This window comes from Peptoniphilus sp. HMSC062D09, from assembly GCF_001811425.1.
Taxonomy (GTDB): Bacteria; Bacillota; Clostridia; order Tissierellales; family Peptoniphilaceae; genus Peptoniphilus_A.
Genome location: NZ_KV804687.1, coordinates 12,750 through 37,142, shown reverse-complemented (window position 1 = coordinate 37,142; position 24,393 = coordinate 12,750). Strand labels below are relative to the sequence as shown.

Here is a 24,393-nt window from a genome sequence, read left to right as displayed (position 1 = left end):
CCGGCTTAGCCGGTGGTTATGATTATATTTGTGGAGGAAAAATGTTTGAAGTAAAAAACTTGGTTAAAGAATTTAAAAGTGAGGATGGAACCTTCATGGCTTTAAATGACCTTTCTTTCAAAGTTAATAGAGGGGAAATTTTTGGAGTCATCGGTTTATCTGAGGCTGGTAAATCTACTCTTGTCAGGTGTATCAATAGACTAGAAGAGCCAACAAGCGGAGATATTACAATTGATGGATAGTCCATTATTAATTTAAGTGAGAAGGAACTCAGGGTAGCGAGAAAAGATATTGGAATGATCTTTCAATATTTTAATCTCTTTATGCAAAAGACTGTTGCAGAAAATATTGTCTACCCTCTTGAAATATCGGGAGTAAGCAAAAGTGATATTGAAAAGAGAGTTGATGAGTTTTTATATTTTATAAACTTAAAGGAGAAGAAAAATTCGAAGGTGCAGTAATACCTGCCTTTGGAGAATAAGATTAAGAGGCTCGAGAGGGTCTCTTTTTTAAGAGGAAGTTATAAAATAAAAATTTCTCCTAAATTTTTCAAAAAATATTAAATATTTCAAAAAGCTTTGATAATAAAATCATCAATTTTTCACATAATCACACTAATATAAATATAACAAAATTGTTAGGAGGAAAATTATGGATAATAATAGACGAGAAAATAAAAATTCTGGCGGGGGAAAAATTATTGTAGTAATTGCCCTAGTCTTTTCACTAATTGGCGGAATAATTGGTTCAGCAATCACAACTTATAAATTGATGCCACAAGAGAGTTCAAGAACTTCCAATGAAGACAATTCTAATATAACAATTTCTGCCAAGGACAATATGAGCGTTGCTTCTGCTGTTGCAAAAAAATCAATGTCATCAGTTGTTGGAATTACAACTAAGGGAGTGCAACAATCCTTCTTTGGTCAAGTAGAAGTCCAAGGCGTTGGATCTGGCGTAATAGTGGATCCAAAGGGCTACATCCTTACCAATGCCCACGTTGTAAAATTAAACAACAAGGTCGTGGAAGATGTAACAGTTAGACTTAACAACGAAAAGGACTTAGAGGGCAAAACTATTTGGGCAGACGAAAATGTTGATCTTGCCATTGTAAAAATAAATACAAAGGAAAAATTAAATGTGGCAAGTCTTGGAGACTCCGATGCACTTTCCATAGGTGACGCAGCAATTGCAATTGGAAATCCAATTTCACTACAATTTTCACAAACTGTAACTCAAGGAATTATATCTGGACTAGATAGGTATGTTGGCGCAGTAAGTGGCGGCGGATACATGACCGGACTTATCCAAACTGACGCATCAATTAACGGCGGAAATTCTGGCGGACCACTTTTAAATGCTGAAGGGGAAGTAATAGGCATCAACACTGTAAAGGTTCAATCTGCAGAGGGACTTGGTTTTTCCATTCCAATTAATTTTATAAAGCCAATTGTAAAGCAAGTAATTGAAACAGGAAGCTACAAGGAAATTTCCATGGGGATGCTTACAATGAATCTAAATGTGGCAACACAAGTATTTAATGGAAAAACTGATGTAGATAAAGGTATTTTTGTCTACAAGGTTTATGAAGAATCACCTGCAGCAGAAGCAGGTCTTGTTGCAGGAGATATTATAACAAAAATTGGCAAGGACGAAGTGACTGACAACAACGCTCTTAAGTCAATTCTTTATAAATATCAAGAAGGGGACAGCGCAGAAGTATCCTATGTAAGAAAAGGAAAAGAATCAAAGACTGAAGTCAAGTTTTCTGATTATTCAATAGAAAAGGACAAGGAAGCCCAAAAGGATATCAAGGCTCAAGAAGAAGCAAGAGCTAGGGAATATCAAAAGAGACAAGAAGAACAACAAGATCTTTTTAACAGATTTAGACAAGAATTTGAAAATGGATTTTAAATTTAAAATCAAAGGTAAAGGAACACTATCATGTGTAACTTTACCTTATTTTAATTATTGCGATTTTTAAAAATAATTCGATAATATAAATTTGATACATTTTATCAAAAACCCTTTACAAATAAAAAATTCTATAATATAATAAGGGCAGTTAATGATAGAAATTGTCATTTAACAAATGATTTTGGGACACCCCATAACTCCTAAGATTAATAATAAAATTATACCAATCTTCACTCTGAAAAGAGAAACTAAGGCTGCTTCGGCAGTCTTTTTTACTTTATAAATATCTAATGAATTTATAAAAGGAAAGTTAAAAAATTTGATGTGAGAAAAAAATTTATAATCCCACAAAAAAGTGTTAATATTATTTATAGAAAAAATGGAGGATAAAATGAGAACAATATCTATAATAGGTTTAGGAAATGTTGGTGCAACTGTAGCCCACACAATTGTTGAAAGATCTCTTTGCGACAGGCTTTTTTTATTTGACAAGAAGGAAGGACTTGCTGAAGCAGAGGTAAGCGACTTATCTGATGGCTATGTAAATAGAAATGGACACATAAATATTTTTGCGGGAGAACTAAAAAATTTAGATGAGTCAGACATAATTGTCTTTGCTCCAGGAGACATTACAATTTTGCAAAAAAATAATGACAGGATGTTGGAGTTTAAATACACAAAGACTTGCGCTGAAGAGTGGGGCAAAAAAATTAAAGAATCCAAGTTTAAGGGCATCATAGTAAGCATTACAAACCCTTGCGATGTAATAGCAGATTATTTGCAAAAGCTCACTGGACTTCCCAAGGAGAGAGTCATTGGAACGGGAACAATTTTAGATTCAGCAAGGATGAAAAATGCCCTTGCAAGAAAATTAAACATGGATCCAAACTCTGTTGACGGCTATGTAATTGCAGAACATGGCAACAGCCAATTCGTTGCCTGGTCACAAGTTTCCATAGCAACAAAACCAATTTATGAAATTTTGGACAGGGAAGAATGCCAAAAAATCGAAGAAGAGACAAAGATTAGGGCCTTTGAAACAATAAAGGCTAAGGGCTACACATCCTACGGCATTGCAAACTCAACTGTCCTAGTAATTGAAGCAATTTTCCAAGATTCAAAGACAATTTTGCCAGTTTCATCTTATTCAGAAAAGGACGGATGCTACATTGGTCATCCAGCTCTTGTTGGGAGAGATGGTATTCTTGACCATTATGACTTAGTTTTAGATGAAGAAGAAAGAGAAAAGTGGAATAAGTCCGTTGAGACAATAAAAAATACCTTGCCAATAAAATAAAATTTATAAAAAGTCCTTAGGGGCTTTTTATTTTTGCCTAATTTTAAAAAGGGCTCCTGAATTTACAAAAAATTTTCCAAAAATTTACAAAATATTATATAATTGTCTACTAGAAGGTGATATTTTGTTTAATAGAGAAAAAAATTTGGAGTCGCGAGGCTTTAATTTTATAGATTTTGTCAGTCAAATTTTATTTGCAATAATTTTAACTTTTGCTATGCTGCTTTTGGCACCAAGTGATGCATCTTTTATAGAAAAAATTACGAGAAGTCCCCTAGTTTTACTTTTAAATTTTATTCCAATTTTTCTTACGGGAATTTTATTTCAGGGAATTTTTGGAAGGAGAAGATTTGCCCTTATACTGAACTCCTTATTTTATTTAATATTTTTTACAGTCCACAGGACTAAGGTAATTTATAGGAATGCACCCTTTAGAATTTCAGACCTTGCCCTATCCTTTGAGGCACTTAAAATGTCCCAGAACTCTTACAAGCCAGACTCTACTTCTATAATAATTTTTATAGTGAGTCTTTTTATTTTAATTTTTCTTTCAAGATTTTTTAAGAGCGAAAAGTTAAGAGTAAGGGACAGGCTAATGGGAATTCTTTCTATTATTATTTCCTCAGTACTTTTATTTAATTTTGTTTACTCAAAGGACAAAATTTATAACAGCCTTCCTCTTAATGGAAATGTATTTAACCTAATAGACCACTTTAATTCCAAGGGATTTAACTACACTTTTTTATTTAACTTAAAAAAATCCTTTGTAAGACCACCAGAAGGCTACGACAAGAAGGAAATGGAAAAACGCGAAAGAGTTGACCATGGAGAAGATATTTCTGTAATAAAATATAATCCTAGACCTAACGTTATTTGGATAATGGGAGAGGCCTTTACAGACTTATCTCAAGATGAGCATTTTTCTTTTGCACCTGGCAATGATCCAAATGAAAATTTTAAAAAATTACAAAAAAATTCCATCATGCATGGAAGAATTGTAACGCCATCCTTTGGTGGGGGAACGGGAGACACTGAGTTTGATGTCTTAACAGGAGCCTTAACTATAGACTGCGCGCCTGATGAAAGTTTTGCCTTTAATGCAATAAAAAGGGATGTGTCATCTTTGCCAAGACTCTTTAACACAATTGGCTACAAGACCATGGCCTTTCATCCAGGTTTTGCTTGGTTCTATGGAAGGCAAGACGTCTATCCAAAACTGGGTTTTCAAGATAATTTTTTCTTAGAAAATATTGACCAGCCTGAAATGAAGGGCGGCTATGTTTCTGAAAGACAATTTTCAGAAATTTTTAGAAGTAGATTTTTACAAGCCCTAGAAAACTCAGATGAGCCAATTTTTTCCTACGGCTTAGACATTCAAAACCATGGCCCATATTTTTACGACAAGTATGGGAAAAATCTTCCTTATCAGTGCAAGGTAACTCTCTCAGAGGAGGCTGCAAATAATTTTGGCTCTTACTTTTTGGGAGTAAAGGACATGGACATAATGCTGGGCGAAGTCTATGACATGATTATGTCCTTAGAAGAGCCGACAATTATGGTATTTTACGGCGACCACCTTCCTGGTCTTGGAAATGAACCCAGTGCCTTTGATGAAATTGGTATAAAATTGTCTCACGACGACTTGGCAAAGGAAATTGAATTTTACTCAACTCCTTATGTAATTCTTGCCAATGAAAGTGGAAGGGCATTTTTAAATAGAGAAAATGTTGAAATCCAAGATGGCAATGCAGTTTCTGCCAACTATCTTCCTTCAATGGTCCTTGACATGCTAAACTACAATAAAGTAGACAATTTCTTTATTTACAATTCAGAAATGAGGAAAAAACTTCCAATTATTTCAAGGAATTTTGTCTTTGACGGAGTCAACACTTATCCAAGAAATGAAGTCAAGGGCGAGGCTAAGGAAGCTTACGAAGATTACAAGAAGTACGAGTATTTCAGGATAAATGAGTAGGTGAATTATGGATATATTAAAAATAGTTGAAGAGATTTCTGGGGACCTAGACGACCTTAGAAAATTTATATACGAAAATCCAGAGCTAGGCTTTGAAGAATACAAATCTTCCAAGGCTCACATGGACTTATTAAAAAAGCATGGATTTGAAGTTGAATGTCCCTACATGGATTGCGAAACTTCCTTTAAGGCAGTTTACGATTCAAAGAAAGAGGGAAGGACAATTTCTTACTTGTCAGAATACGATGCACTGCCAGGCATTGGTCATGGATGCGGTCACAATATTTTAGGAGCAACGGCAACTGGTGCAGGCATAGTCCTTTCCAAGTTAATAGATGATCTTGGGGGACGAGTAATAGTTTTTGGGACAGCAGCAGAAGAAGTTGGCGGCACTAAAATTGAAATTGCAAATTCTAATGAACTAGATGATGTGGATGTTGCTATTGAAATGCACCCAGCCTCTTATAATGCCCTTACGCCAAATTCCCTTGCCCTTGCCACGAGAAGATTTGAATTTTTTGGCAAGACTTCTCACGCAGCAGATGCACCGGAAAAGGGGATTAACGCCCTCGATGCGCAAATAGTTTTATTTTCTGCTCTAAACGCCCTTAGACAAGAGACTAAGGATGGGGCAAGAATCCACGGCATAATAAAGGATGGCGGCAAGGCGGCAAATATTATTCCCGATTACACTGATTCAAGATTTTACGCAAGAAGTCCAGAGAAAAAAGATCTCTTAGAAATTTTAGAAAAATTAGAAAATTGTGCAAGGGGAGCAGGTCTTGCCACAGGTTGTAGGGTAAAAATTTCTGAATATGAAAAGGGAAATGACAACACTGTAAGGAACCTTGCCTTTAACGAAGTGTTAAAAGAAAAAATGGAAAAATATCTCGATGAAGAGATAAGAGATGAGGAGTTAAACAAAGGCTCAACTGATGCGGGAAATATTTCTCACGAAATTCCAACTCTTCATGGCTACTTTAAAATTGCAGATGAAGGCGTAAGTGGACACACAGTAGAGCTAAGAGATGCAACTATGACAGACTATGCCTTTAGTCAAATGAAAAAAGTCATTGCAGCCATAGTTGAAGTTGGCATAGTAATTTTACAAAATGACGAAATTTATGAAAAAATAATGAAAGAGTTCAAAGAAAGCATTAAAAGTGGAAAAATTATCCCTCACAATGAATTAAATAAGGATTAAGTATTAAAAAACACTTCTGTTCTTGGTATAATGTAAAGAATAGAGGTGTTTTTTTGAAAACTGAAATTATAAAATTTAAAGGAAATGCAAAGGATAAAATTTATCTCAAAAAAATCAGCGACACTTTAAGAGAAGGAGGCCTTGTTGTCCTTCCCACAGAAACAGTTTATGGACTTGGTGGCAATGGACTTAACAAGAGAGCCTGCAAAAAAATATACGAAGCCAAGGGCAGACCTAGCGACAATCCATTAATACTTCACATAGCAGAAAATTCTCAGCTAGACCCTTTAGTTGCAGAAATTCCTGAAGTGGCAAAAAAATGTATGGAAAAGTTTTGGCCAGGACCTCTCACTATTATTTTTAAGAGATCTGAACTTATTCCAGATGAAGCTACAGGTGGACTTGAAACAGTGGCTATAAGAGAGCCCAGCAATGAAATCGCCCATGCTATTTTAAAGGCAGTGGATTTTCCAGTGGCAGCACCTTCTGCAAACTTGTCAGGAAGACCATCTCCAACTAAGGTGGAACATGTAATAGAAGATTTAAATGGAAGGGTAGACATAATTGTTGACGGTGGTCACTCTGTAGTAGGCATTGAGTCAACTGTACTAGATGTGACAGTGGATCCGCCAATGATTTTAAGACCTGGAAAGATTACCCTAGAAGATTTAAGGGAAATTGATGAAAATATAAGAATTGACAATGCCACAATTGACGCAAAAAGTGGAGAAATCCCAAAATCTCCAGGACAAAAATACAGGCACTATGCTCCAAAGGCAGAGGCAATTTGCTTTGGTGGAAGACTAGATAAAGTCGTCAACGAAATCAAAAAAAATATAGAAGAAAATAAGGACAAAAAAGTTGCAGTCCTTGCAACAGATGAAACTTATGACGAATACAAAAATTTAGACATAAAACTCTTAATTAACTTGGGAAGTAGAGATCATCTTGAAGAAGTTGCGGCAAATCTCTTTGACGCACTGAGAAGATGTGATGATGAAAATGTAGACATTATTTTCGCAGAGGGTTTTGAACTTAGGGGAATAGGTCTAAGCATTATGAATAGGCTTCTCAAGGCTTGTAGCGGAAAAGTTGTCATGAGAATTTAGGAGGAAAAATGAAAATAGCAATTGGTTCTGACCACGCAGGATTTTATTTAAAACAAGACCTAATAAAGTACTTAGAAGAAAAAAATATTGAAGTTAAGGACATGGGACCCTTTGACGATAATCGCGTTGACTATCCAGACTATGGTCATGCAGTTGGTCACGAAGTCATAGACAATAAGATGGACTTTGGAATAGTCATCTGTGGCTCAGGAATTGGGATTTCAATTTCTGCAAATAAAGTTAAGGGAATAAGAGCTGCACTTTGCTCTGAGCCCTATTCTGCAAGGCTTGCAAGACGCCACAACGACGCCAATGTTCTTGCTATGGGAGCAAGACTAATTGGTCATGATATGGCAATAGAAATAGTAGAAGCCTTTTTAGATGAAAAATTTGAAGGTGGAAGACACATAAATAGAGTAAATAAAATCGAGGAGGAATAAAATGGGATATACAATAATAAAACATCCGCTTATTGATCACAAAATGACAATTCTCAGGAAAAAAGAAACTAGCTCCATGGAATTTAGACAACTTGTAAATGAAATTTCAACTTTAATGGGCTACGAAGTCACAAGAGATCTTGAAACAGAAGACATTGAAATCGAAACTCCTATAGCAAAGACTGTGGGAAAGAGAATCTCTGGCAAAAAAATTGGCATTGTTCCTATTTTAAGAGCAGGTCTTGGCATGGTGGAAGGACTTCTAACAATTATTCCAGCAGCAAGAGTTGGTCACATAGGCATGTACAGAGACCCTGAAACTTTAAAGCCAGTTACTTATTATTCAAAATTACCTAAAGATGTTGCATCAAGACAAATGATTATAGTAGATCCAATGCTTGCAACAGGTGGCTCACTTATAGAAGCCATTGACGAATTAAAGAGAAATGGTGCAAAAAATATTAAGTCAATAAATCTTTTGGCTGCACCAGAAGGCTTAAAGGCAGTTGAGGAAGCTCATCCAGATGTAGAAATTTACATTGCTGCCCTTGATGAAAAGCTAAACGAAGACGGATATATAGTTCCTGGACTTGGAGATGCAGGAGACAGATTATTTGGAACGAAGTAAGAGGTTAATATGTATAATTTTTTAGTTCCTTTTTTTGCAGCTTTTATTTTGACCTTTGTGCAAATGCCCTTTGTCATAAAGCTTGCCAAAAAAATGGGATTTATAGATGTGCCAAAGGATGGGAGAAGAGTTCACAATAAGCCAATTCCCGTAGGTGGTGGCATTGCCATGGTAATAAGTGTGACTATTTTAATGCTTGTATTTTTGAAAATAGATAAGGCACTTATTATGGCTATTATAAGTTCTCTTATAATTGCACTTTCTGGACTTTATGACGACAAGTACGACCTAAGTCCAAAGTTGAAATTTGGCTTTCAAATTCTTGCAGCCATAGTGCTTATATGTGGTGGAATGAAAATAGAATTTTTCACAAATCCCTTTGACTCACAGGATGCACTTTTTATTTTAAATATGCTTTCCATACCAGTTACAATTTTTTGGGTCTGCGGCATTACTAATACAATAAATTTAATAGACGGACTTGATGGTCTTGCCTCAGGTGTCTCTATGATATGTGCAATTTCAATGTTTTTTATAACTTATCAAATGGGAAGACATGAAGTGAGCCTAGTTTGCGCCCTTGTGGCAGGAGCCTGCCTTGGATTTTTGCCCTTTAACTTTAACCCTGCAAAAATATTTATGGGAGACACTGGAGCCCTATATCTTGGCTTTATGCTTTCCTATATAAGTATTTCAGGCTTTCTTAAACAAGCGGCAATACTTATGATTTTCGTGCCCGTTGTAATTTTAGGCGTGCCAGTATTTGACACAGCCTTTGCAATGCTTAGACGTAAATTATCAGGCAAGTCCATAGTTGAAGCAGACAAGGGACATCTTCACCACAGACTTTTAAAGATGGGTCTAAATCAAAGACAGACAGTTGTGATTTTGTACTCCATTTCTGCAATCTTTGGCATACTTGCAAATGTAATTTCAAAGTTCCACTCATCCATAGGACTTATTATTTCCATAGGAGTTATCTTAATAATAGTCTTTACGGGAGTAGCTGCAGGTATGCTAAAAAATAAGGAGGAATAAATTGAAGGTATTATTTGTATTTGGTACAAGACCTGAAGGCATAAAGATGGCACCAATTATAAAAGAAGTAGAAAAGAGAAAAGATCTTGAGTCCTACACTTGTGTCACAGGTCAGCACAGGGAGATGTTAGACCAAGTTCTGGAAATTTTTGATATAGAGCCAGATTATGACTTAAATATTTTTAAAAAAGGTCAGTCCCTTACAGATGTAACTACAAAGACACTTTTGGGGCTTGAAGATATTTTAGATGAATTAAAGCCAGATATACTTTTGGTGCAGGGAGATACGACAACAGTCTTTGCAGCAGCACTTGCAGCCTTCTATAAGAAAATAAAGATAGGTCATGTAGAGGCAGGTCTCAGGTCAGGCAACTTGTATTCGCCCTATCCCGAAGAGGCAAATAGAAAACTAACGGGAGTCCTTTCCAATTATCATTTCGCCCCAACAGAGTCCAATAGACAAAATCTTTTGAGGGAAGGTTATGATGATAAAAATATTTTTATAACTGGAAATACTGTTATTGATGCACTAAAGTATTCAGTTAAAGAAGATTTCCTATTTGACGATGAAATTTTGAACAATTTAGATTATAATAAAGATGTAGTACTCTTAACTGCACATAGGAGAGAAAATTGGGGAGAACCAATGGAAAATATTTTTTCTGCCATAAGACAAGTAGTCTTGGAAAGAGAAAATATTGAAATTGTCTTTCCAATTCACTTAAATCCAATTGTCAGGAATACTGCGAAAAAGTATTTTTCTGATTTAGACAGAGTTCATCTCATTGAGCCTCTATCTTATTTGCCTTTTTCAAATCTCATGGCAAGAGTAAAGTTTGTCGTGACAGATTCTGGAGGAGTGCAAGAGGAGGCGCCAGCTCTAGGTAAACCAGTCCTTGTTCTTAGGAATGAGACTGAGAGAAGGGAAGGCGTAGAGGCAAAGACAGCTAAACTTGTGGGCACAAATTCACAAGATGTCTATGACAGTATAATTAGTTTATTAGATGATAAAAACTTATACGAAGAAATGGCAAAGGCTGTCAACCCCTATGGAGATGGTCATGCAGCAAAGAAGATCGTTGATATTTTAGAGAAGATGAATTAATTTTAGGATAATAATTTATCTGACTAAATTATGGGTATAACTTTAAAAGAAGTTTGAGGAGGTAGATATCGTGGGAAAAACTATAAAAGAAATTAAAATTGGCGACACTGCCGAATTTACAAAGACAATTTCTGAGACAGATGTATATCTTTACGCTGGCATCACCGGCGACTTAAATCCTGCCCATATCAACGAAGTTGAAGCTGGCAAGGGATCTTTTAAGACTAGGATTGCACATGGTATGCTTACAGCAGGCCTTGTATCAGCAGTTCTTGGCATGAAACTTCCTGGACCTGGTACAATTTACATGGGTCAAGAAATGAAGTTTACTAAACCTGTTTATATTGGAGACACAATTACAGCTAAAGTTGAAGCAATTGAGATAATTAAAGACAAAATTTTAAAACTCAAAACAACTTGTACAAATCAAAAGGGAGAAATTGTTTTAGATGGTGTGGCTACAGTATTGCCACCTAGAGAGTAAAAAGGAGGAAAAAATGGAAGATAGAATTGTTATAGCATCAGCTGCAAGAACAGCTGTAGGTGATTTTGGAGGTCAATTTAAAACTGTTCCAGCAGTAGAACTTGGAGTAGTAGCAGTAAAAGAAGCTCTTAAAAGAGCAAATGTAAAAGCTGATATGGTCGATGAAGCTTACATTGGTAATGTTCTTCAAGCAGCTCAAGGACAAAATGTTGCAAGACAAGTTGTTCTTGGAGCAGGTTTAGATATAGACACTCCAGCAGTTACTATTAACGTAGTATGTGGTTCAGGTCTTCGTGCAGTTAGCTTAGCAGCTCAAGTTATTAAAGCAGGAGATGCAGAAATCGTACTTGCTGGTGGTACAGAATCAATGTCAATGGCACCTTATGCTCTTACTAATGAAAGATGGGGAGCAAGAATGGGCGACAAAAAAGTTGTTGACACAATGATTAAAGACGGTCTATGGGATGCTTTCAATGATTATCACATGGGTATTACAGCTGAAAATGTAGCTGAAAAATATGGAATTACAAGAGAAATGCAAGATGAACTTGCTACAAGATCTCAAAATAATGCAGAAAGAGCAAGAAAAGAAGGAAGATTCAAAGACGAAATCGTTCCTGTTGAAGTTAAAGATAGAAAAGGCAATGTAACAGTTGTAGATACAGATGAACACATTAGAGATGGTGTAACTATGGAAGGACTTGCAAAACTTAAACCAGCTTTCAAAAAAGATGGTGGTACAGTTACTGCAGGTAACGCATCTGGAATCAATGACGGTGCAGCTATGCTTGTACTAATGAAAGAATCTAAGGCGAAAGAACTTGGAGTTACTCCTCTTGCATATATTATTTCTTATGCAACAGCAGGCGTTGACCCTAAGATTATGGGTACAGGACCTATTCCATCATCTACTAAAGCTCTTGAAATTGCAGGACTTACAGCTGATGACCTTGACTTAATTGAAGCAAATGAAGCTTTCGCAGCTCAAGCTTGTGCAGTTAACCAAGTTATGAAATTTGACATCAACAAAGTTAACGTAAATGGTGGAGCAATTGCAATTGGTCATCCTATTGGAGCAAGTGGAGCTAGAATTTTAACTACACTTTTATTTGAAATGCAAAAGAGAGACGCTAAGAAAGGTTTAGCAACACTTTGCATCGGCGGAGGTATGGGAACTGCTCTTATCGTCGGAAGGGACTAATATGGATTACAAATTTTTAATTGTTGAAAAAAAAGGTGATGGAATTCTTCTTTTGACACTTAATAGAGAAAAGAGTCTAAACGCTCTTAACTCTGAAATGTTAAAGGAACTTCACAGATTCTTCTCACATATAGAAGATGATGTTAGATGTATTATTGTAACTGGTGCAGGTAAATCCTTTGTAGCAGGTGCTGATATTGGCGAAATGGCAAACTTTTCTGCCAGTGAAGCCTATGATTTTGCAAAACTTGGCATGGACACTTTCATGGAAATTGAAAAGTGTAGAGTGCCAGTAATTGCAGCAGTAAATGGATTTGCTCTTGGTGGTGGATGCGAAATTTCCATTGCTTGTGACATTAGAATTGCATCTACAAAGGCAAAATTTGGTCAACCAGAAGTAGGTCTTGGAATTACACCAGGCTTTGGTGGAACTCAAAGACTTTCTAGGACAATTGGACCTGGCTATGCAAAGGAATTAATCTATACTACAGAAATGATAGGTGCGGACAAAGCTTTGGAAATAGGTCTCGTAAACCATGTTTATGAACCAGAAGAATTAATTGACAAGGCAGTTGAAATGGCAAAAATGATTTCAAAAAATGCACCAAAGGCAGTAGAATATTCTAAAGCATCAATAATAAATGGCTCACAAACAGATATAGATACAGCAATGCAAATCGAAAAAACTCACTTTGGCCTATGTTTTGCAACAAATGACCAAAAAGAAGGTATGAAGGCATTTTTAAATAAGGGAAAAACTGAATTTAAAGGAAAATAAGGTGAATAAAATGAAAATAGCAGTAGTAGGATCAGGTACTATGGGAGCAGGAATTGCTCAAGTACTTGCACCATATCACAAGGTAATTGTAAGAGATATAGCACCAGAAGCTCTTGAAAAAGCTATGGAAAAAATCAAAAAAGGTTATGAAAAAAATGTTGCTAAGGAAAGAATGACTAAGGAAGAAATGGAAACAGCTCTTTCTAACTTGTCAACATCAGCTGACATCAAAGATGTAGCAGATTGCGATCTTATTATAGAAGCAGCAACAGAAAACCCTAAGATTAAAAAAGCAATTTTCACAGAACTTTGCGAAACTTGTGAAGAAAAAACAGTTCTTGCATCAAATACTTCATCTCTTTCAATAACTGACATTGGAGCAGCTACAAAAAGACCTGAAAAAGTAATTGGAATGCACTTCTTTAACCCAGTTCCAGCCATGAAACTAGTTGAAGTTATTTCAGGAAAGAAAACTGATCCAAAAGTTAAAGATATGATTATCGAACTTTCAAAAGAAATTGGCAAAACTCCAGTAGAAGTTGATGAAGCTCCTGGTTTCGTAGTAAATAGAATTTTAATTCCTATGATCAACGAAGCAATTGGAATTTACGCTGAAGGCATTGCATCAGTAGAAGATATTGACACAGCAATGAAACTTGGTGCCAACCACCCAATGGGACCTCTAGCTCTTGGAGACTTAGTAGGACTTGATGTAGTTCTTGCAATTATGGAAGTTCTTTACACTGAATTTGGCGACCCTAAATACAGACCTCATCCACTTCTTAAGAAAATGGTTAGAGCTGGACTTCTTGGAAGAAAAACAGGCGAAGGATTTTACAAATATTAATTTTAAAGAGATTAAGGGAAGGCAAGAGCCTTCTCTTTTTTTATAAGGTGATGACATGACAAAGGCAAAAATAAAAAATATTTTTCTTTCAATTTTAATTTTATCCACCTTAACTTTATTTTTATTTTTTGGACTGCCAAGAGAGGAGTCTATAACAAAAGTTAAAAGTGGCTATGGAAGAATTTTCCCAGAAAATATTAGCTATAAAGATAAAAAGGGTTTGATTCAATATAGGGTTGATTTAAAATTAAATGGAAATAAAATAAAAAAAGATCCCAACTCTGAAAAGTATTACGCAGAATACAGGGGCACAATAAGACCAGAAGCCTTTAGCTTCAAATAAATTTGCACAAAAGTTAACTGACAAAATAATTTGAAATAATATAATGAAGGTAAAGATAAAATTATTTGGGAGGTTACTATGATTTCTAAATTAAAAAGTAAAAGTTCAAAGATAATTTTAGGAGGTCTACTTCTTTTAGTCCTATTATTTTTATTTAACGGCTTTAAAAGTGAAATGGAAGTTACAAGTGTAAAGAGGAGATACGATGCCTACAGCTTTCCTGAATACATAACTTACACGACAAATAAGGGCTTGGTAAGATACAGGGGAGACTTAAAATTCAATCCAGACTCAGTTAAAATGGACAAAAATATTTATTATGGTGAATATTTTGGAAGAGTAAAAAAAGATGGATATACTTTTTTAAAATAATTAAATTAACAAAAGGTTCTATTAATTTAGGACCTTTTAAATTTAAAAATAATATATAATAAAATCAGGCTTAAGTAAAATTGGAGAGGGAGGGAAATATGACTAGGGACAAAAAAATTTTGAGGGCAAGCATTTTAACAGCCTATGTTTTTATAGGGCTTTACATATTATTTTATTCTGCAAAAATTTATAAGCTTAGAGATTTTAGTGGAATGTATTTTTTATTTTCCCTAAGCCTTTTAAATAACATTTCTCTTTTAACTTTTTTATTAGCTGATGACAGAAAAGTTTTCCTGGACCACAGCTCTCTAGAGGTTTTATTTTCTCTATGGATTTTGCTGGACTATATTTTTCTCTATAGATACAAAATAAATTTTAAATATACTTCTGAAGTCAGCCTGTCCTTTATTTATCTTTTAATTTTTTATAATTTTTATATATTTTTAAGCAGGGTTAAGGAGCTTAAGTGGAAGTATTTTAATTATTTTGCCCTTATTATTTTTTTATTGACCTTTATTTCTAATTATTTAAACAGTACTTTTTACATGGGCATAGTAAAATTTTCTAGGCTTTTTATTGCAGTTTTTCCTCTTATTCTTGTTCTTACATATAGAAAAGAAATAAAAAAATACAGCCATAAGTTGCTTTCAAATGTCTGGCTTATAAGCCTTATTTACTTATTTTTATTTATATTAATGAACTTCTTAAAGGTCTTTACTTATGTTTACCTTAGGGAATTTATAATTTTATTTGTGGCGGAACTTTCAATTTTAATCTTTATAGTTTCCATGGACAAAAATTTGAAAAAAATAATTTTTGATTTTTATAGGAATCCTATAAACTTTATATTTATTTTTATTTTTACACTATTTTTTGAAAGCTTTGTCAAAAATTATAGGTTATCCTTGCTCTTTGCCATGATTTTTTCCTTAAATATGGCAAATATTAAGCTGATAATGAAATTTAGGAAGATAACAAATAATAAGTCAGCCTATGAAAAATTTTTATACAATAATAAATTGGCAAAAAATTTGTCAGAAAATTTTGAGAGAAGAAGCCTGAGCTTTCTCCACGATGACATTTTGCAAGATATAATTTTGTCGAAGAAGTTTTTAGAAGATGAAAAAAATATGAGCAAGTCCCTAGAAACTCACAAGAGCCTCATTAAAAAGATTAGGCTAAAAATAAATTTAATAGAGCCAGCTTTTAGAGAGGGAATAAGTCACTACGAAATTTATAGAGAGCTCATAAATTCTTTAAAGGAAATGTATCAAGATGACAAACTCCTTGAATTTTACTGCGACAAAAATATTTTTCTGACCAGTCCCTATGACAAGGTAATTTATAATTTTATTCATGAGATGGTAACCAATTTTTACAAACATTCCCAGGGATATTTTTCTGAATTAAGGCTGGAAATTGAGGATGGAATAATATTTTTGACTATTAAAAACTTTGAGGATTTCCTTGATGAAGATTTTAATAGGAAAAATCACTCTGGCATCAGTTTTATGGAGGAGACCTTAAAAATTTACGGGGGAGACTTAATACTTAAAAATAAGATAGAAAAAGATTCAAAAGACCAAACCTATGTGGAATTTATTATCAAGCTGCCAATTCAAGAGGAGATTGTAAATGAAAATTTTATTAATAGAAGATCATAAGATGATGGCAAGTTCATTAAAGGAACTTTTGGAAAAAGATGATTTTTTTGAAATTGATTTATTAGAGGATTTGAAAAATTTAGAAGACATAAACTTTTTAAGATCCTATGATATTTTGCTTGTGGACATAAACTTAAGGGGATTTGAAGAATCCTTAAACGGCTTAGACTTGGCAGAAAAAATTTTAAATAAAGATAAAAATATAAAAATAGTGATTTTATCTGGCTATGATTTATTTTTTTATGGCGAAAGAGCAAAAAGCCTTGGGGCCTATGCCTTCATCTCCAAGGAAGAGGACATGGAAAGCCTTAGGAATAAATTAAGAGAAGTCTACCTTCATGATAAAAAATTTTTTAAGGAAAAAGAAATTATAGAAAATTTGACAGAAAAGGAAATAGAAATAGTAAAGCTCTATTGCTCAGGCTTAAAGAGAAGTCAGGTTGCCAAGGAGCTTTTTATCTCCGAGAGGTCTCTTGCAGTTATGTTAAATCGAATCTATCAAAAGCTCTACATCAACAACTACCAAGAACTTATGAAAAAGGCCATGGATCTTGGAATCATTGATTCCTTTTAAAAAATTTTTGATGTAAGGATAAGATAATAGCTTGACTTAAATTTTGCACAAAAGTTAGTTGACAAAATTCTTATTACTTATATAATTAAGGCAAAGAAGCCTTAAAATATTTTGATATTAAAAGTTAAATATGGGAGGAAATATGAATAAAATTAAAACAAATAAAATCGTCTTATCATCAGCCTATGGACTTTTGCTTTTGCTAATTGCCTTTAATTTTTACTTAAATGGCTATTTAAGAGACTACTCAATTTATGACTACAACTTTCTCTATGCTTTAAATCTATTAATAATTCCTTCACTGGCTCTATTATATTTTTATTTAAAGAAAGAATTAGGAAAGTTAAAGCTTCCACTTTACTTTTTATTGGCAGCCCTCTTCTTTATCAATATTTTTATATTCAGCCAGGCAAATAAAAGCATAAATGACTACCAAGAGGGAGCCGTAAGTTCTCTTGAAATCACTAATATAAATAATAAATTTATTGGATAGACCTACAAAGCAGTATCCCTTAGTCAAAATTTCAATACTAAGCAAATTAAAATTCATATAATTTATCACTTAGCACCTATTAATTTAGGTGCTTTTTTATTTTTTAAAATTTTTAATTTATTCTTTATAACAAATAAAAAATTCACTTAAATCCATTTTAAAACAAGACATTATTTTCTAACAATTTACAATTATTTTAATGAACATATTTAAATTTTAAATTATTTATAAAAAAGCCTTTAAAATTTAGAAAAAATGTAGTAAAATATAGACAAAGAAAAAATGAACAATGTTCAAATAAAATGTTATCAAATATTTTAATAATTAAAATTTATCACTTTATAAATATAGGGGAGGTTTTTAGATGAATACTGCAATTAAAGACAAAACAAAAGAAAAAGTTTTCGAAACGGCTGTAAATCTAGCCTACAAGAGATTAAAGAAGGACCCTCAAAAGGGAATGATGGAGATAGTTGATGTCTTCGATGAATATTTGATGCCTGAATCAAGTGAAGTTAACACTGCGAAAAATGGCTTAGAGAGAGTTAGAAATGAGCTTAACGACCCTAACTCTAAGTGGGTATCCTTTGGTACTGACATTGTTAATGGAATCGACGAAAATATTGTCAAGACTTCTGTCAAAACTATTGGCTACAACGCTGCCTATAAGGGAAATGCTCTTAGAAACAAATTGCAAAAGGAATATAATTGTAACATTCCTTGGGTAATTTTATTTGACCCAACTTCTGCCTGCAACTTAAAGTGCACTGGCTGCTGGGCTGCCGAATATGGCCACAAAAATAATTTAACTTACGATGAAATGGCAAGCATTGTCAGACAAGGCAATGAACTTGGAACTTATTTCTTCATTTTAACTGGTGGAGAACCACTTGTTAGAAAGGATGATGTCATTAGACTTGCAAAGGAATTTAATGACTCTGCCTTCCATGTCTTTACTAATGGAACTTTAATCGACGATGAATTTTGCGAAGAAGTTGTTGAAGCTGGAAATATTTCCTTTGCCCTTAGTATTGAAGGTACAGAAGAATCCACAGACCTTAGAAGAGGCGACGGAGTTTTCCAAAAGGTTATGAAGGCAATGGATTTAATGAAAGAGCACAAACTTTTATACGGAGCTTCTATTTGCTACACAAGTCAAAATTATAAATATGTAACTGACGATGATTTCATAAAAATGCTAGTAGACCATGGATGCAAGCTTGCTTGGTTCTTCCACTACATGCCAGTTGGAAAGGATGCAGATGTAAGCCTACTTCTTTCTCCAGAAGAAAGAGAGCACGTTTACCACAAGGTTAGGGAGATAAGATCTGCTGAATACCCTCAAAATATTTTTACAATTGATTTTCAAAATGACGGCGAATTTATAAATGGTTGCATTGCTGGTGGTAAAAATTATTTCCACATAAATTCTCTTGGTGATATGGAACCTTGCGTGTTCATTCACTATTCTGATTCAAATATTAGAGAAAAAACTATTAAGGAATGTTTAACAAGTCCACTATTTATGGGTTTCCATGACAATCAACCTTTTAATAAAAACTTGTTAAAGCCATGTCCAATGTTGGAAAACCCAGGAAGACTTACTAAAATTGTAAATGATTCTGGTGCGAGAAACACCGATATGATTGCTCCTGAAAGTGCAGAAGACTTGCAAGTTAAGACGACACCTTATGCAATGGCTTGGAATAAAAAGGCAAATGAACTTTGGGATGAAAGTAGAAAGAAGAGAGAAGAAGCATAAAGCTAAATAAAGATAAAAAAATTGGAGGACACTGAGTCCTCCTTTTATGTTAGGGTTTTATTTTTTATAAATTTGTTCTAAATTTTTTAAGCGATTAAAAATTTTTATTTTAAATTCTATATTACAAGAGCTTTAAAATTTCTCCAATAGAAGTTATTTTGTAACTTGCATCTTTTCCTTCTTCATAACTTCCAAAGCCGTAAGTGCAAAAAATGCTCTTAATATTATTTTTTCTTGCTGCCTCCATGTCATGGTGCCTATCGCCAACAAAGATAATTTCTTCTTTTATATTTTTCCTTTCTTTTTTTATTATTTCATCTTTTGGAATGAAGTCATAAGTTTCTGCGGCAAAATATTTTTTGAAATATTTTTTTATGCCATAGACATCAAGAGCAGTGTCCAGATAAGATTCTCGGCAGTTGGATAGAATATAAAGGTCATAATCCTCTGAAAGCTCTTCAAGAACTTTTTTGCTGTCATCATAAAGTTCTCCAAGACCATTTTTTATATTCTCATCCATTTTTTTGCCAACAAGAGCCATAACTTCTCTTTTTAAAGAGTCATCTGCTCCCTTTGCAATTAGGTCGTAGGCAAAATTTGGTTTTTCGCCTAAAAATTTTGACACATTTCTTTCATTTAATTCAAAATCCTTAGCAAAGCCATGTTCTCGCAAAAACTCTACGCCAGATGAAAAGGCGGGATAATAAATTTTCAGAGTATTGTGAAGGGTGCCGTCAAAGTCAAAAATTATGGACTTTACATCTTTAAGCTCATCATTTTTGTACTTCAAATTTTCTTTATTAAGCTTAGCCACGAATATCGCCTAGTAAATTTGCCATTTCAATTGCAGCAGTTGCAGCATCAAAGCCCTTGTTGCCAGCCTTTGTGCCTGCTCTTTCAATTGCTTGTTCAATATTTTCTGTTGTAATTACACCGAAAATTATTGGCACGCCAGTTTCAAGAGATGAAGATGCAATTCCCTTGGCAACTTCTGCTGATACAAGTTCGTAGTGAGTAGTTGCGCCACGAATAACTGCACCAAGGGCAATTACTGCGTCATATCTTTTTGTCAAGGCAAGAGATTTTGCTGCTAGGGGAATTTCAAAAGACCCTGGCACCCAAATTACTTCAATTTCGTCATCTTCTACGCCATGTCTCTTTAGTCCATCTATACAACCATCTAAGAGTTTTGAAACTATAAACTCGTTAAATCTTGCCAAAACTATGGCGTATTTTTTTCCTTCAGATTTTAAATTTGCGCTGTAAATTTTCATATTTCCTCCATTTATTTTTTAATTATTTTTTATTATTTCCTTTAAATATTTTAAAATTATTTACTAAATTCAGATAAGATGTGATTCATCTTTTCTGCCTTTGTCCTCAAATAAAATTCGTCGTGTTTAGTTGAGTGAATTTCAATTGGCACTCTTTCTTTTATTATCATGCCAAATTCTTGTAAAGAATAAACTTTATCAGGGTTATTTGTTAGAAGTCTTAATTCTTTTACTCCTAAATCTTGTAAAATTTGTGCACCAGTTGAATAATCTCTGGCATCTTCTGGAAAACCTAGAGCTAAATTTGCTTCAACTGTATCCATGCCCTGGTCTTGTAGGGCATAGGCGCGAATTTTATTTACAAGACCAATTCCACGACCTTCTTGACGCATGTAAAGCAAAATTCCTCTGCCTTCCTCATCAATTTTTTTCATGGCAAGGTGAAGTTGATTGCCACAGTCGCATCTTGATGAGCCAAAGCAGTCGCCAGTTAGACATTCAGAGTGAACTCTTGTAAGGACATCCATGCCGTCTCCAATTTCTCCTTTAACAAGAGCAATGTGGTGTTCGCCAGTAACTTTGTCAATGTAAGCATGAGCTCTAAAGTCGCCAAACTTTGTTGGGAGTTTTGCCTCTGCAACTTTTTCTACAATTTTTTCATGTCTCTTTCTATAAATTAGAAGTTCTTCAGTTGTAGTTATTTTCATGTCTAATTTTTTTGCAAGCTTAAATAAATCTTCGCCACGCATCATGTGACCGTCATCTTGCATAATTTCGCAGCAAAGTCCAACTTCTTTAAGTCCAGCAATTTTTAATAAATCAACTGTTGCTTCAGTGTGTCCTCGTCTTACAAAAATTCCATCTTTTTTTGCAACAAGAGGGAACATATGACCAGGCCTTCTAAAGTCTTCTGGTTTTGCATCATCTTCTGCAAGTTTATTTGCAGTTAAGGCTCTTTCCCAAGCAGAAATTCCTGTAGTTGTGTCAACATGGTCAACAGAAACTGTAAAAGCAGTTTCGTGATTGTCAGTGTTGTCGGCAACCATTTGATTTAAATCAAGTTTTTCTGCGTAGGACCTTGACATTGGCATACAAATAAGTCCCTTGGCAAGAGATGCCATTGTATTTAAACTTTCGCCAGTGGCAAATTCTGCAGCTTGGATCATATCGCCTTCATTTTCTCTATCAGGTTCATCTGTTACTATTATAATTTCGCTTTTTTTTAAGGCTTCAACAACTTCTTCTATTGTATTTACTTTCATGTCTTCTCCTCTCGAATTTCTATTTAAAATTTATTTAAAATCCATTTTCTAATAAAAAGTTTTTTGTTATATTGCTATCTTTTTTTGCATTTACAAAATTGTAGACATAGCGACCAATAATATCTGTCTCAATATTTATTTTTTCTCCAACCTTTTTACTTTTAAGATTTGTATCAGCTATTGTAGTTGGAATAATTGAGACTTCAAAATAATTTTCAGCAACTTTTGATACAGTAAGGCTGATGCCGTCAAGGGCGATAGAGCCCTTCTCGGCAATATATTTAAAATTATCTGAGTCAAATTTTATTCTGTAGACAATTTCGTGACCTCTTTTTAAAATATTTATGATTTCGCCAACTCCATCAACATGACCTTGAACTATGTGCCCGTCAAGTTTTTTTGTAGGACTAAGAGCACACTCTAAGTTTAAGGCTTGACCTCTGCTTAAATTTTTAAAGTTAGTTGAATTTATTGTTTCAACCATGACTTCAGCTTTGTAATAGTCATCGCCTAGCTCTGTAACAGTTAAACATACGCCATTTGTTGCAATGGAGTCGCCCTTTTTTGTCCCTTCCAAAACTTTTTTGCAAATTACTTTAAGAGTGTAGAGGTCCTTTTCTTTTTTTATGTCAGCCAGTCTTCCAACTTCTTCTATTATTCCCGTAAAAATTTCAATCACACCTTCCAGTAACAAGTATGTCATCAAATAATTTTTCGCACTTCATGTCCTTTATTTTTATGGCATCCTTTAGTGCATCAATTTCTAAATCGCCAATGGCAGGTATGCCCTTTGAACCAAGTAAAATTGGAGCCATGAAAATATAAAATTTATCTACTAAATTATTTTTTAGCATTTCTGCATTAAGAGTTCTTCCTCCTTCAAGTAAGATGGAAGATATATTGTAGTCCTTTAATTTTTCCATTAAATCTAATAAATCAACTTTATTATTTTTTTCATGGCAAATTAAAACTTCAACATTTTTCATTTCTTTTAGCTTTTCAAGCTTTTTCCTGTCGCAATTTTTTGTAGTTGCGATAATTGCAAGGCTTTCTAAATCCTCTGAAAGAAGTTTTGCATCAAGAGGAATCCTAAGTTTTGAATCTGTTACAATTCTTATGGGATTGACCCTATATTTGCCATGACGAACATTTAATGTTGGGTTATCAGCAAGAACTGTTCCAATACCAACCATAATTGCGTCAAGCCTTCCACGAAGTTCGTGAGAGTAAGCCCTAGAAAATTCTGATGTTATCCACTTGGACTCGCCACTTTCTGTTGCAATTTTTCCATCAAGGGACATGCCAGATTTTAAGACAACAAAGGGTCTATTATTTTTTACATAAGTAAAAAAGCTTTCGTTTAAGTTTAAACATTCTTCTTGGCAGACACCTTCTGTTATAGAAATTCCAGCATCTTCCAAAATTTTTATGCCGCCACCAGAAACTTTAGGGAAGGGGTCACTTGTTCCAATAACAACTCTTTTTATTCCTTCTTTTACAATTCGATTGGCGCAAGGTGGAGTTTTGCCAAAGTGAGAACATGGCTCTAGGTTTACATAAAGAGTTGCACCATTTAGGTCTTCGCCACGACTTTTTGCATCTTCAATTGCATTTACCTCAGCGTGATTTTCTCCAAATTTTAAATGGGCGCCTTCGCCAATTATTTCTTCATCTTTTACAATTACGCAGCCAACAAGGGGATTAGTTTTTGTATGACCAATGCCTTTTTTTGCAAGTTCAATAGCACGCTCCATGTAAAAGCTGTCGTTAAAATTTTCTATATACATTAAATCACCTATAAAAAAAGAGCCCAGGCAGGGCTCAAAAATTTAAAATTTATCTTCTTTCATCCAGACTTTACTGTCGGTATTGGAATTTCACCAATTCAGCTTGCGCTCGCGGACTTTACCGCCGGTGAGGAATTGCACCTCGCCCTGAAGAGTAATATTAACTTATAAGTTTATGATAACACTAGATTATAAAATGTCAAGAAAAATCATTTTCCCGTCTTGTGACTTTTAATAATTTTTAGGACGTCACTTAAAACACAGTCCATTTCTCTGTCGCTATCTATTATATAATCTGCGTAAGAGTCTAAATTTTCTAAAACAGAAAGTCTTTTTTCTATGACGCTTTCATCTTCAGCTCTTTTTATCATTCTCTTTTTTAAAATTTCCTTAGAGCATTTTAAATAAATACATAGGGAATTTTTAAATTCTTTTTTTATGGCAAGGACTCCTTCTTTATCAACTATAATGACGCAGTCAGAATTGCCATTATTATTTTCCTCCAAATCTTTTTTTAAAGTTGAATAATAATTTCCTGCATAACAAGTTGAGCCAATAAATAAATTTTTTTCTTCCATTTTCTTAAAATCTTTAATATTTATAAAGTTATAATCAAGACCGTCAACTTCCTTGGGGCGAGGAGGTCTTGTTGTGTAAGTTATTATTTTATTTAAACCTTTTTTAGCAAGCTCATCTCTAAGGGTGCTTTTGCCAGAGCCTGAATGTCCAAGTATTAAGTAAATCATATTATCTCCTTTAAATTTATTATTACAAGTATAACACATTTATCAATTCACTTTACAAATTAAAATTTTTGAAGTAATATAAAAAGGATAAAA

27 protein-coding genes and 1 riboswitch are annotated in these 24,393 nt (G+C 34.1%); of the genes, 21 read left to right on the top strand and 6 right to left on the bottom strand.

All coding sequences use genetic code 11. The features are described from left to right. From HMPREF2801_RS09420 to HMPREF2801_RS01440, 21 genes are all read left to right on the top strand, one after another. On the top strand, window positions 1-242 hold a 242-nt coding region (locus HMPREF2801_RS09420; protein ID WP_246829954.1), incomplete at its 5' end, for an ATP-binding cassette domain-containing protein. Window positions 243-296: 54 nt separating this feature from the next. Continuing rightward, window positions 297-461: a hypothetical protein gene (locus tag HMPREF2801_RS09415; protein ID WP_246829953.1), complete on the top strand. Its 165-nt coding sequence runs from the start codon at window positions 297-299 to the stop codon at window positions 459-461. 190 nt (window positions 462-651) lie between these two features. Beyond that, on the top strand, window positions 652-1,914 hold the full coding sequence (locus HMPREF2801_RS01530; protein ID WP_070610252.1) for a S1C family serine protease: 1,263 nt from the start codon (window positions 652-654) through the stop codon (window positions 1,912-1,914). Window positions 1,915-2,308: 394 nt separating this feature from the next. Further along, window positions 2,309-3,214 carry a lactate/malate family dehydrogenase gene (locus tag HMPREF2801_RS01525; protein ID WP_070610251.1) on the top strand — a complete coding sequence of 302 codons (906 nt, stop codon included), beginning with the start codon at window positions 2,309-2,311 and terminating at the stop codon, window positions 3,212-3,214. A 124-nt stretch (window positions 3,215-3,338) separates the two neighbouring features. Further along, window positions 3,339-5,189: an LTA synthase family protein gene (locus tag HMPREF2801_RS01520; protein ID WP_083303693.1), complete on the top strand. Its 1,851-nt coding sequence runs from the start codon at window positions 3,339-3,341 to the stop codon at window positions 5,187-5,189. 7 nt (window positions 5,190-5,196) lie between these two features. After that, window positions 5,197-6,393, top strand: a complete 1,197-nt coding sequence (locus HMPREF2801_RS01515; protein WP_070610250.1) for a M20 family metallopeptidase — start codon at window positions 5,197-5,199, stop codon at window positions 6,391-6,393. A gap of 53 nt (window positions 6,394-6,446) precedes the next feature. Continuing rightward, entirely contained in the window at window positions 6,447-7,502 is a 1,056-nt protein-coding gene (locus HMPREF2801_RS01510; protein ID WP_070610249.1) for an L-threonylcarbamoyladenylate synthase, read from the top strand. A gap of 8 nt (window positions 7,503-7,510) precedes the next feature. After that, window positions 7,511-7,942 (top strand): ribose 5-phosphate isomerase B, encoded by a 432-nt coding sequence (rpiB, locus tag HMPREF2801_RS01505; protein WP_070610248.1) that lies wholly within the window; start codon window positions 7,511-7,513, stop codon window positions 7,940-7,942. A gap of 1 nt (window position 7,943) precedes the next feature. Next, window positions 7,944-8,570: a uracil phosphoribosyltransferase gene (gene upp / locus HMPREF2801_RS01500; protein WP_070610247.1), complete on the top strand. Its 627-nt coding sequence runs from the start codon at window positions 7,944-7,946 to the stop codon at window positions 8,568-8,570. A gap of 9 nt (window positions 8,571-8,579) precedes the next feature. Then, window positions 8,580-9,608 (top strand): glycosyltransferase family 4 protein, encoded by a 1,029-nt coding sequence (locus HMPREF2801_RS01495; RefSeq protein WP_070610246.1) that lies wholly within the window; start codon window positions 8,580-8,582, stop codon window positions 9,606-9,608. Window position 9,609: 1 nt separating this feature from the next. After that, window positions 9,610-10,713 carry a non-hydrolyzing UDP-N-acetylglucosamine 2-epimerase gene (gene wecB / locus HMPREF2801_RS01490; RefSeq protein WP_070610245.1) on the top strand — a complete coding sequence of 368 codons (1,104 nt, stop codon included), beginning with the start codon at window positions 9,610-9,612 and terminating at the stop codon, window positions 10,711-10,713. Window positions 10,714-10,780: 67 nt separating this feature from the next. Then, entirely contained in the window at window positions 10,781-11,197 is a 417-nt protein-coding gene (locus HMPREF2801_RS01485) for a MaoC family dehydratase (protein ID WP_070610244.1), read from the top strand. 13 nt (window positions 11,198-11,210) lie between these two features. Continuing rightward, window positions 11,211-12,398, top strand: a complete 1,188-nt coding sequence (locus tag HMPREF2801_RS01480; protein ID WP_070610243.1) for an acetyl-CoA C-acetyltransferase — start codon at window positions 11,211-11,213, stop codon at window positions 12,396-12,398. Window position 12,399: 1 nt separating this feature from the next. Further along, window positions 12,400-13,176, top strand: a complete 777-nt coding sequence (locus HMPREF2801_RS01475; RefSeq protein ID WP_070610242.1) for an enoyl-CoA hydratase-related protein — start codon at window positions 12,400-12,402, stop codon at window positions 13,174-13,176. A 10-nt stretch (window positions 13,177-13,186) separates the two neighbouring features. After that, complete coding sequence (locus HMPREF2801_RS01470; RefSeq protein ID WP_070610241.1) at window positions 13,187-14,023, top strand: 3-hydroxybutyryl-CoA dehydrogenase; 837 nt, start codon at window positions 13,187-13,189, stop codon at window positions 14,021-14,023. Between the two features lie 55 nt (window positions 14,024-14,078). Continuing rightward, a complete protein-coding gene (locus tag HMPREF2801_RS01465; protein ID WP_070610240.1) occupies window positions 14,079-14,366 on the top strand; it encodes a hypothetical protein in 288 nt (95 codons plus the stop codon). A 78-nt stretch (window positions 14,367-14,444) separates the two neighbouring features. After that, window positions 14,445-14,738, top strand: a complete 294-nt coding sequence (locus tag HMPREF2801_RS01460; RefSeq protein ID WP_070610239.1) for a hypothetical protein — start codon at window positions 14,445-14,447, stop codon at window positions 14,736-14,738. 98 nt (window positions 14,739-14,836) lie between these two features. Further along, window positions 14,837-16,402 carry a hypothetical protein gene (locus tag HMPREF2801_RS01455; protein WP_070610238.1) on the top strand — a complete coding sequence of 522 codons (1,566 nt, stop codon included), beginning with the start codon at window positions 14,837-14,839 and terminating at the stop codon, window positions 16,400-16,402. Next, window positions 16,374-16,976, top strand: a complete 603-nt coding sequence (locus tag HMPREF2801_RS01450; protein ID WP_070610237.1) for a DNA-binding response regulator — start codon at window positions 16,374-16,376, stop codon at window positions 16,974-16,976. Before HMPREF2801_RS01455 ends, HMPREF2801_RS01450 begins: the two co-directional genes overlap by 29 nt. A gap of 142 nt (window positions 16,977-17,118) precedes the next feature. Next, window positions 17,119-17,469, top strand: a complete 351-nt coding sequence (locus HMPREF2801_RS01445; RefSeq protein ID WP_070610236.1) for a hypothetical protein — start codon at window positions 17,119-17,121, stop codon at window positions 17,467-17,469. 364 nt (window positions 17,470-17,833) lie between these two features. Beyond that, window positions 17,834-19,231 carry a radical SAM/SPASM domain-containing protein gene (locus tag HMPREF2801_RS01440; RefSeq protein WP_070610235.1) on the top strand — a complete coding sequence of 466 codons (1,398 nt, stop codon included), beginning with the start codon at window positions 17,834-17,836 and terminating at the stop codon, window positions 19,229-19,231. Window positions 19,232-19,352: 121 nt separating this feature from the next. Here the strand turns inward: HMPREF2801_RS01440 and HMPREF2801_RS01435 are convergent, their stop codons facing one another. The 6 genes from HMPREF2801_RS01435 to HMPREF2801_RS01410 form a co-directional block, all read right to left on the bottom strand. Then, window positions 19,353-20,045 carry an HAD family hydrolase gene (locus HMPREF2801_RS01435; protein WP_083303692.1) on the bottom strand — a complete coding sequence of 231 codons (693 nt, stop codon included), beginning with the start codon at window positions 20,043-20,045 and terminating at the stop codon, window positions 19,353-19,355. Continuing rightward, on the bottom strand, window positions 20,038-20,505 hold the full coding sequence (ribE, locus tag HMPREF2801_RS01430; protein WP_070610234.1) for a 6,7-dimethyl-8-ribityllumazine synthase: 468 nt from the start codon (window positions 20,503-20,505) through the stop codon (window positions 20,038-20,040). Before ribE ends, HMPREF2801_RS01435 begins: the two co-directional genes overlap by 8 nt. A gap of 56 nt (window positions 20,506-20,561) precedes the next feature. Further along, window positions 20,562-21,767, bottom strand: a complete 1,206-nt coding sequence (locus HMPREF2801_RS01425; protein ID WP_070610233.1) for a bifunctional 3,4-dihydroxy-2-butanone-4-phosphate synthase/GTP cyclohydrolase II — start codon at window positions 21,765-21,767, stop codon at window positions 20,562-20,564. 34 nt (window positions 21,768-21,801) lie between these two features. Further along, the gene (locus HMPREF2801_RS01420; protein ID WP_210394444.1) at window positions 21,802-22,446 is read right to left on the bottom strand and encodes a riboflavin synthase; all 645 of its coding nucleotides are present in this window, start codon (window positions 22,444-22,446) and stop codon (window positions 21,802-21,804) included. Beyond that, window positions 22,439-23,554, bottom strand: coding sequence for a bifunctional diaminohydroxyphosphoribosylaminopyrimidine deaminase/5-amino-6-(5-phosphoribosylamino)uracil reductase RibD (gene ribD, locus HMPREF2801_RS01415; RefSeq protein WP_070610232.1), 1,116 nt, complete (start codon window positions 23,552-23,554; stop codon window positions 22,439-22,441). The genes HMPREF2801_RS01420 and ribD overlap by 8 nt, the downstream gene beginning before the upstream one ends. Before the next feature lie 47 nt (window positions 23,555-23,601). Next, window positions 23,602-23,713, bottom strand: a riboswitch (FMN riboswitch). A 50-nt stretch (window positions 23,714-23,763) separates the two neighbouring features. Then, a complete protein-coding gene (locus HMPREF2801_RS01410; protein ID WP_070610231.1) occupies window positions 23,764-24,300 on the bottom strand; it encodes a guanylate kinase in 537 nt (178 codons plus the stop codon). Between the last annotated feature and the right edge of the window lie 93 nt (window positions 24,301-24,393).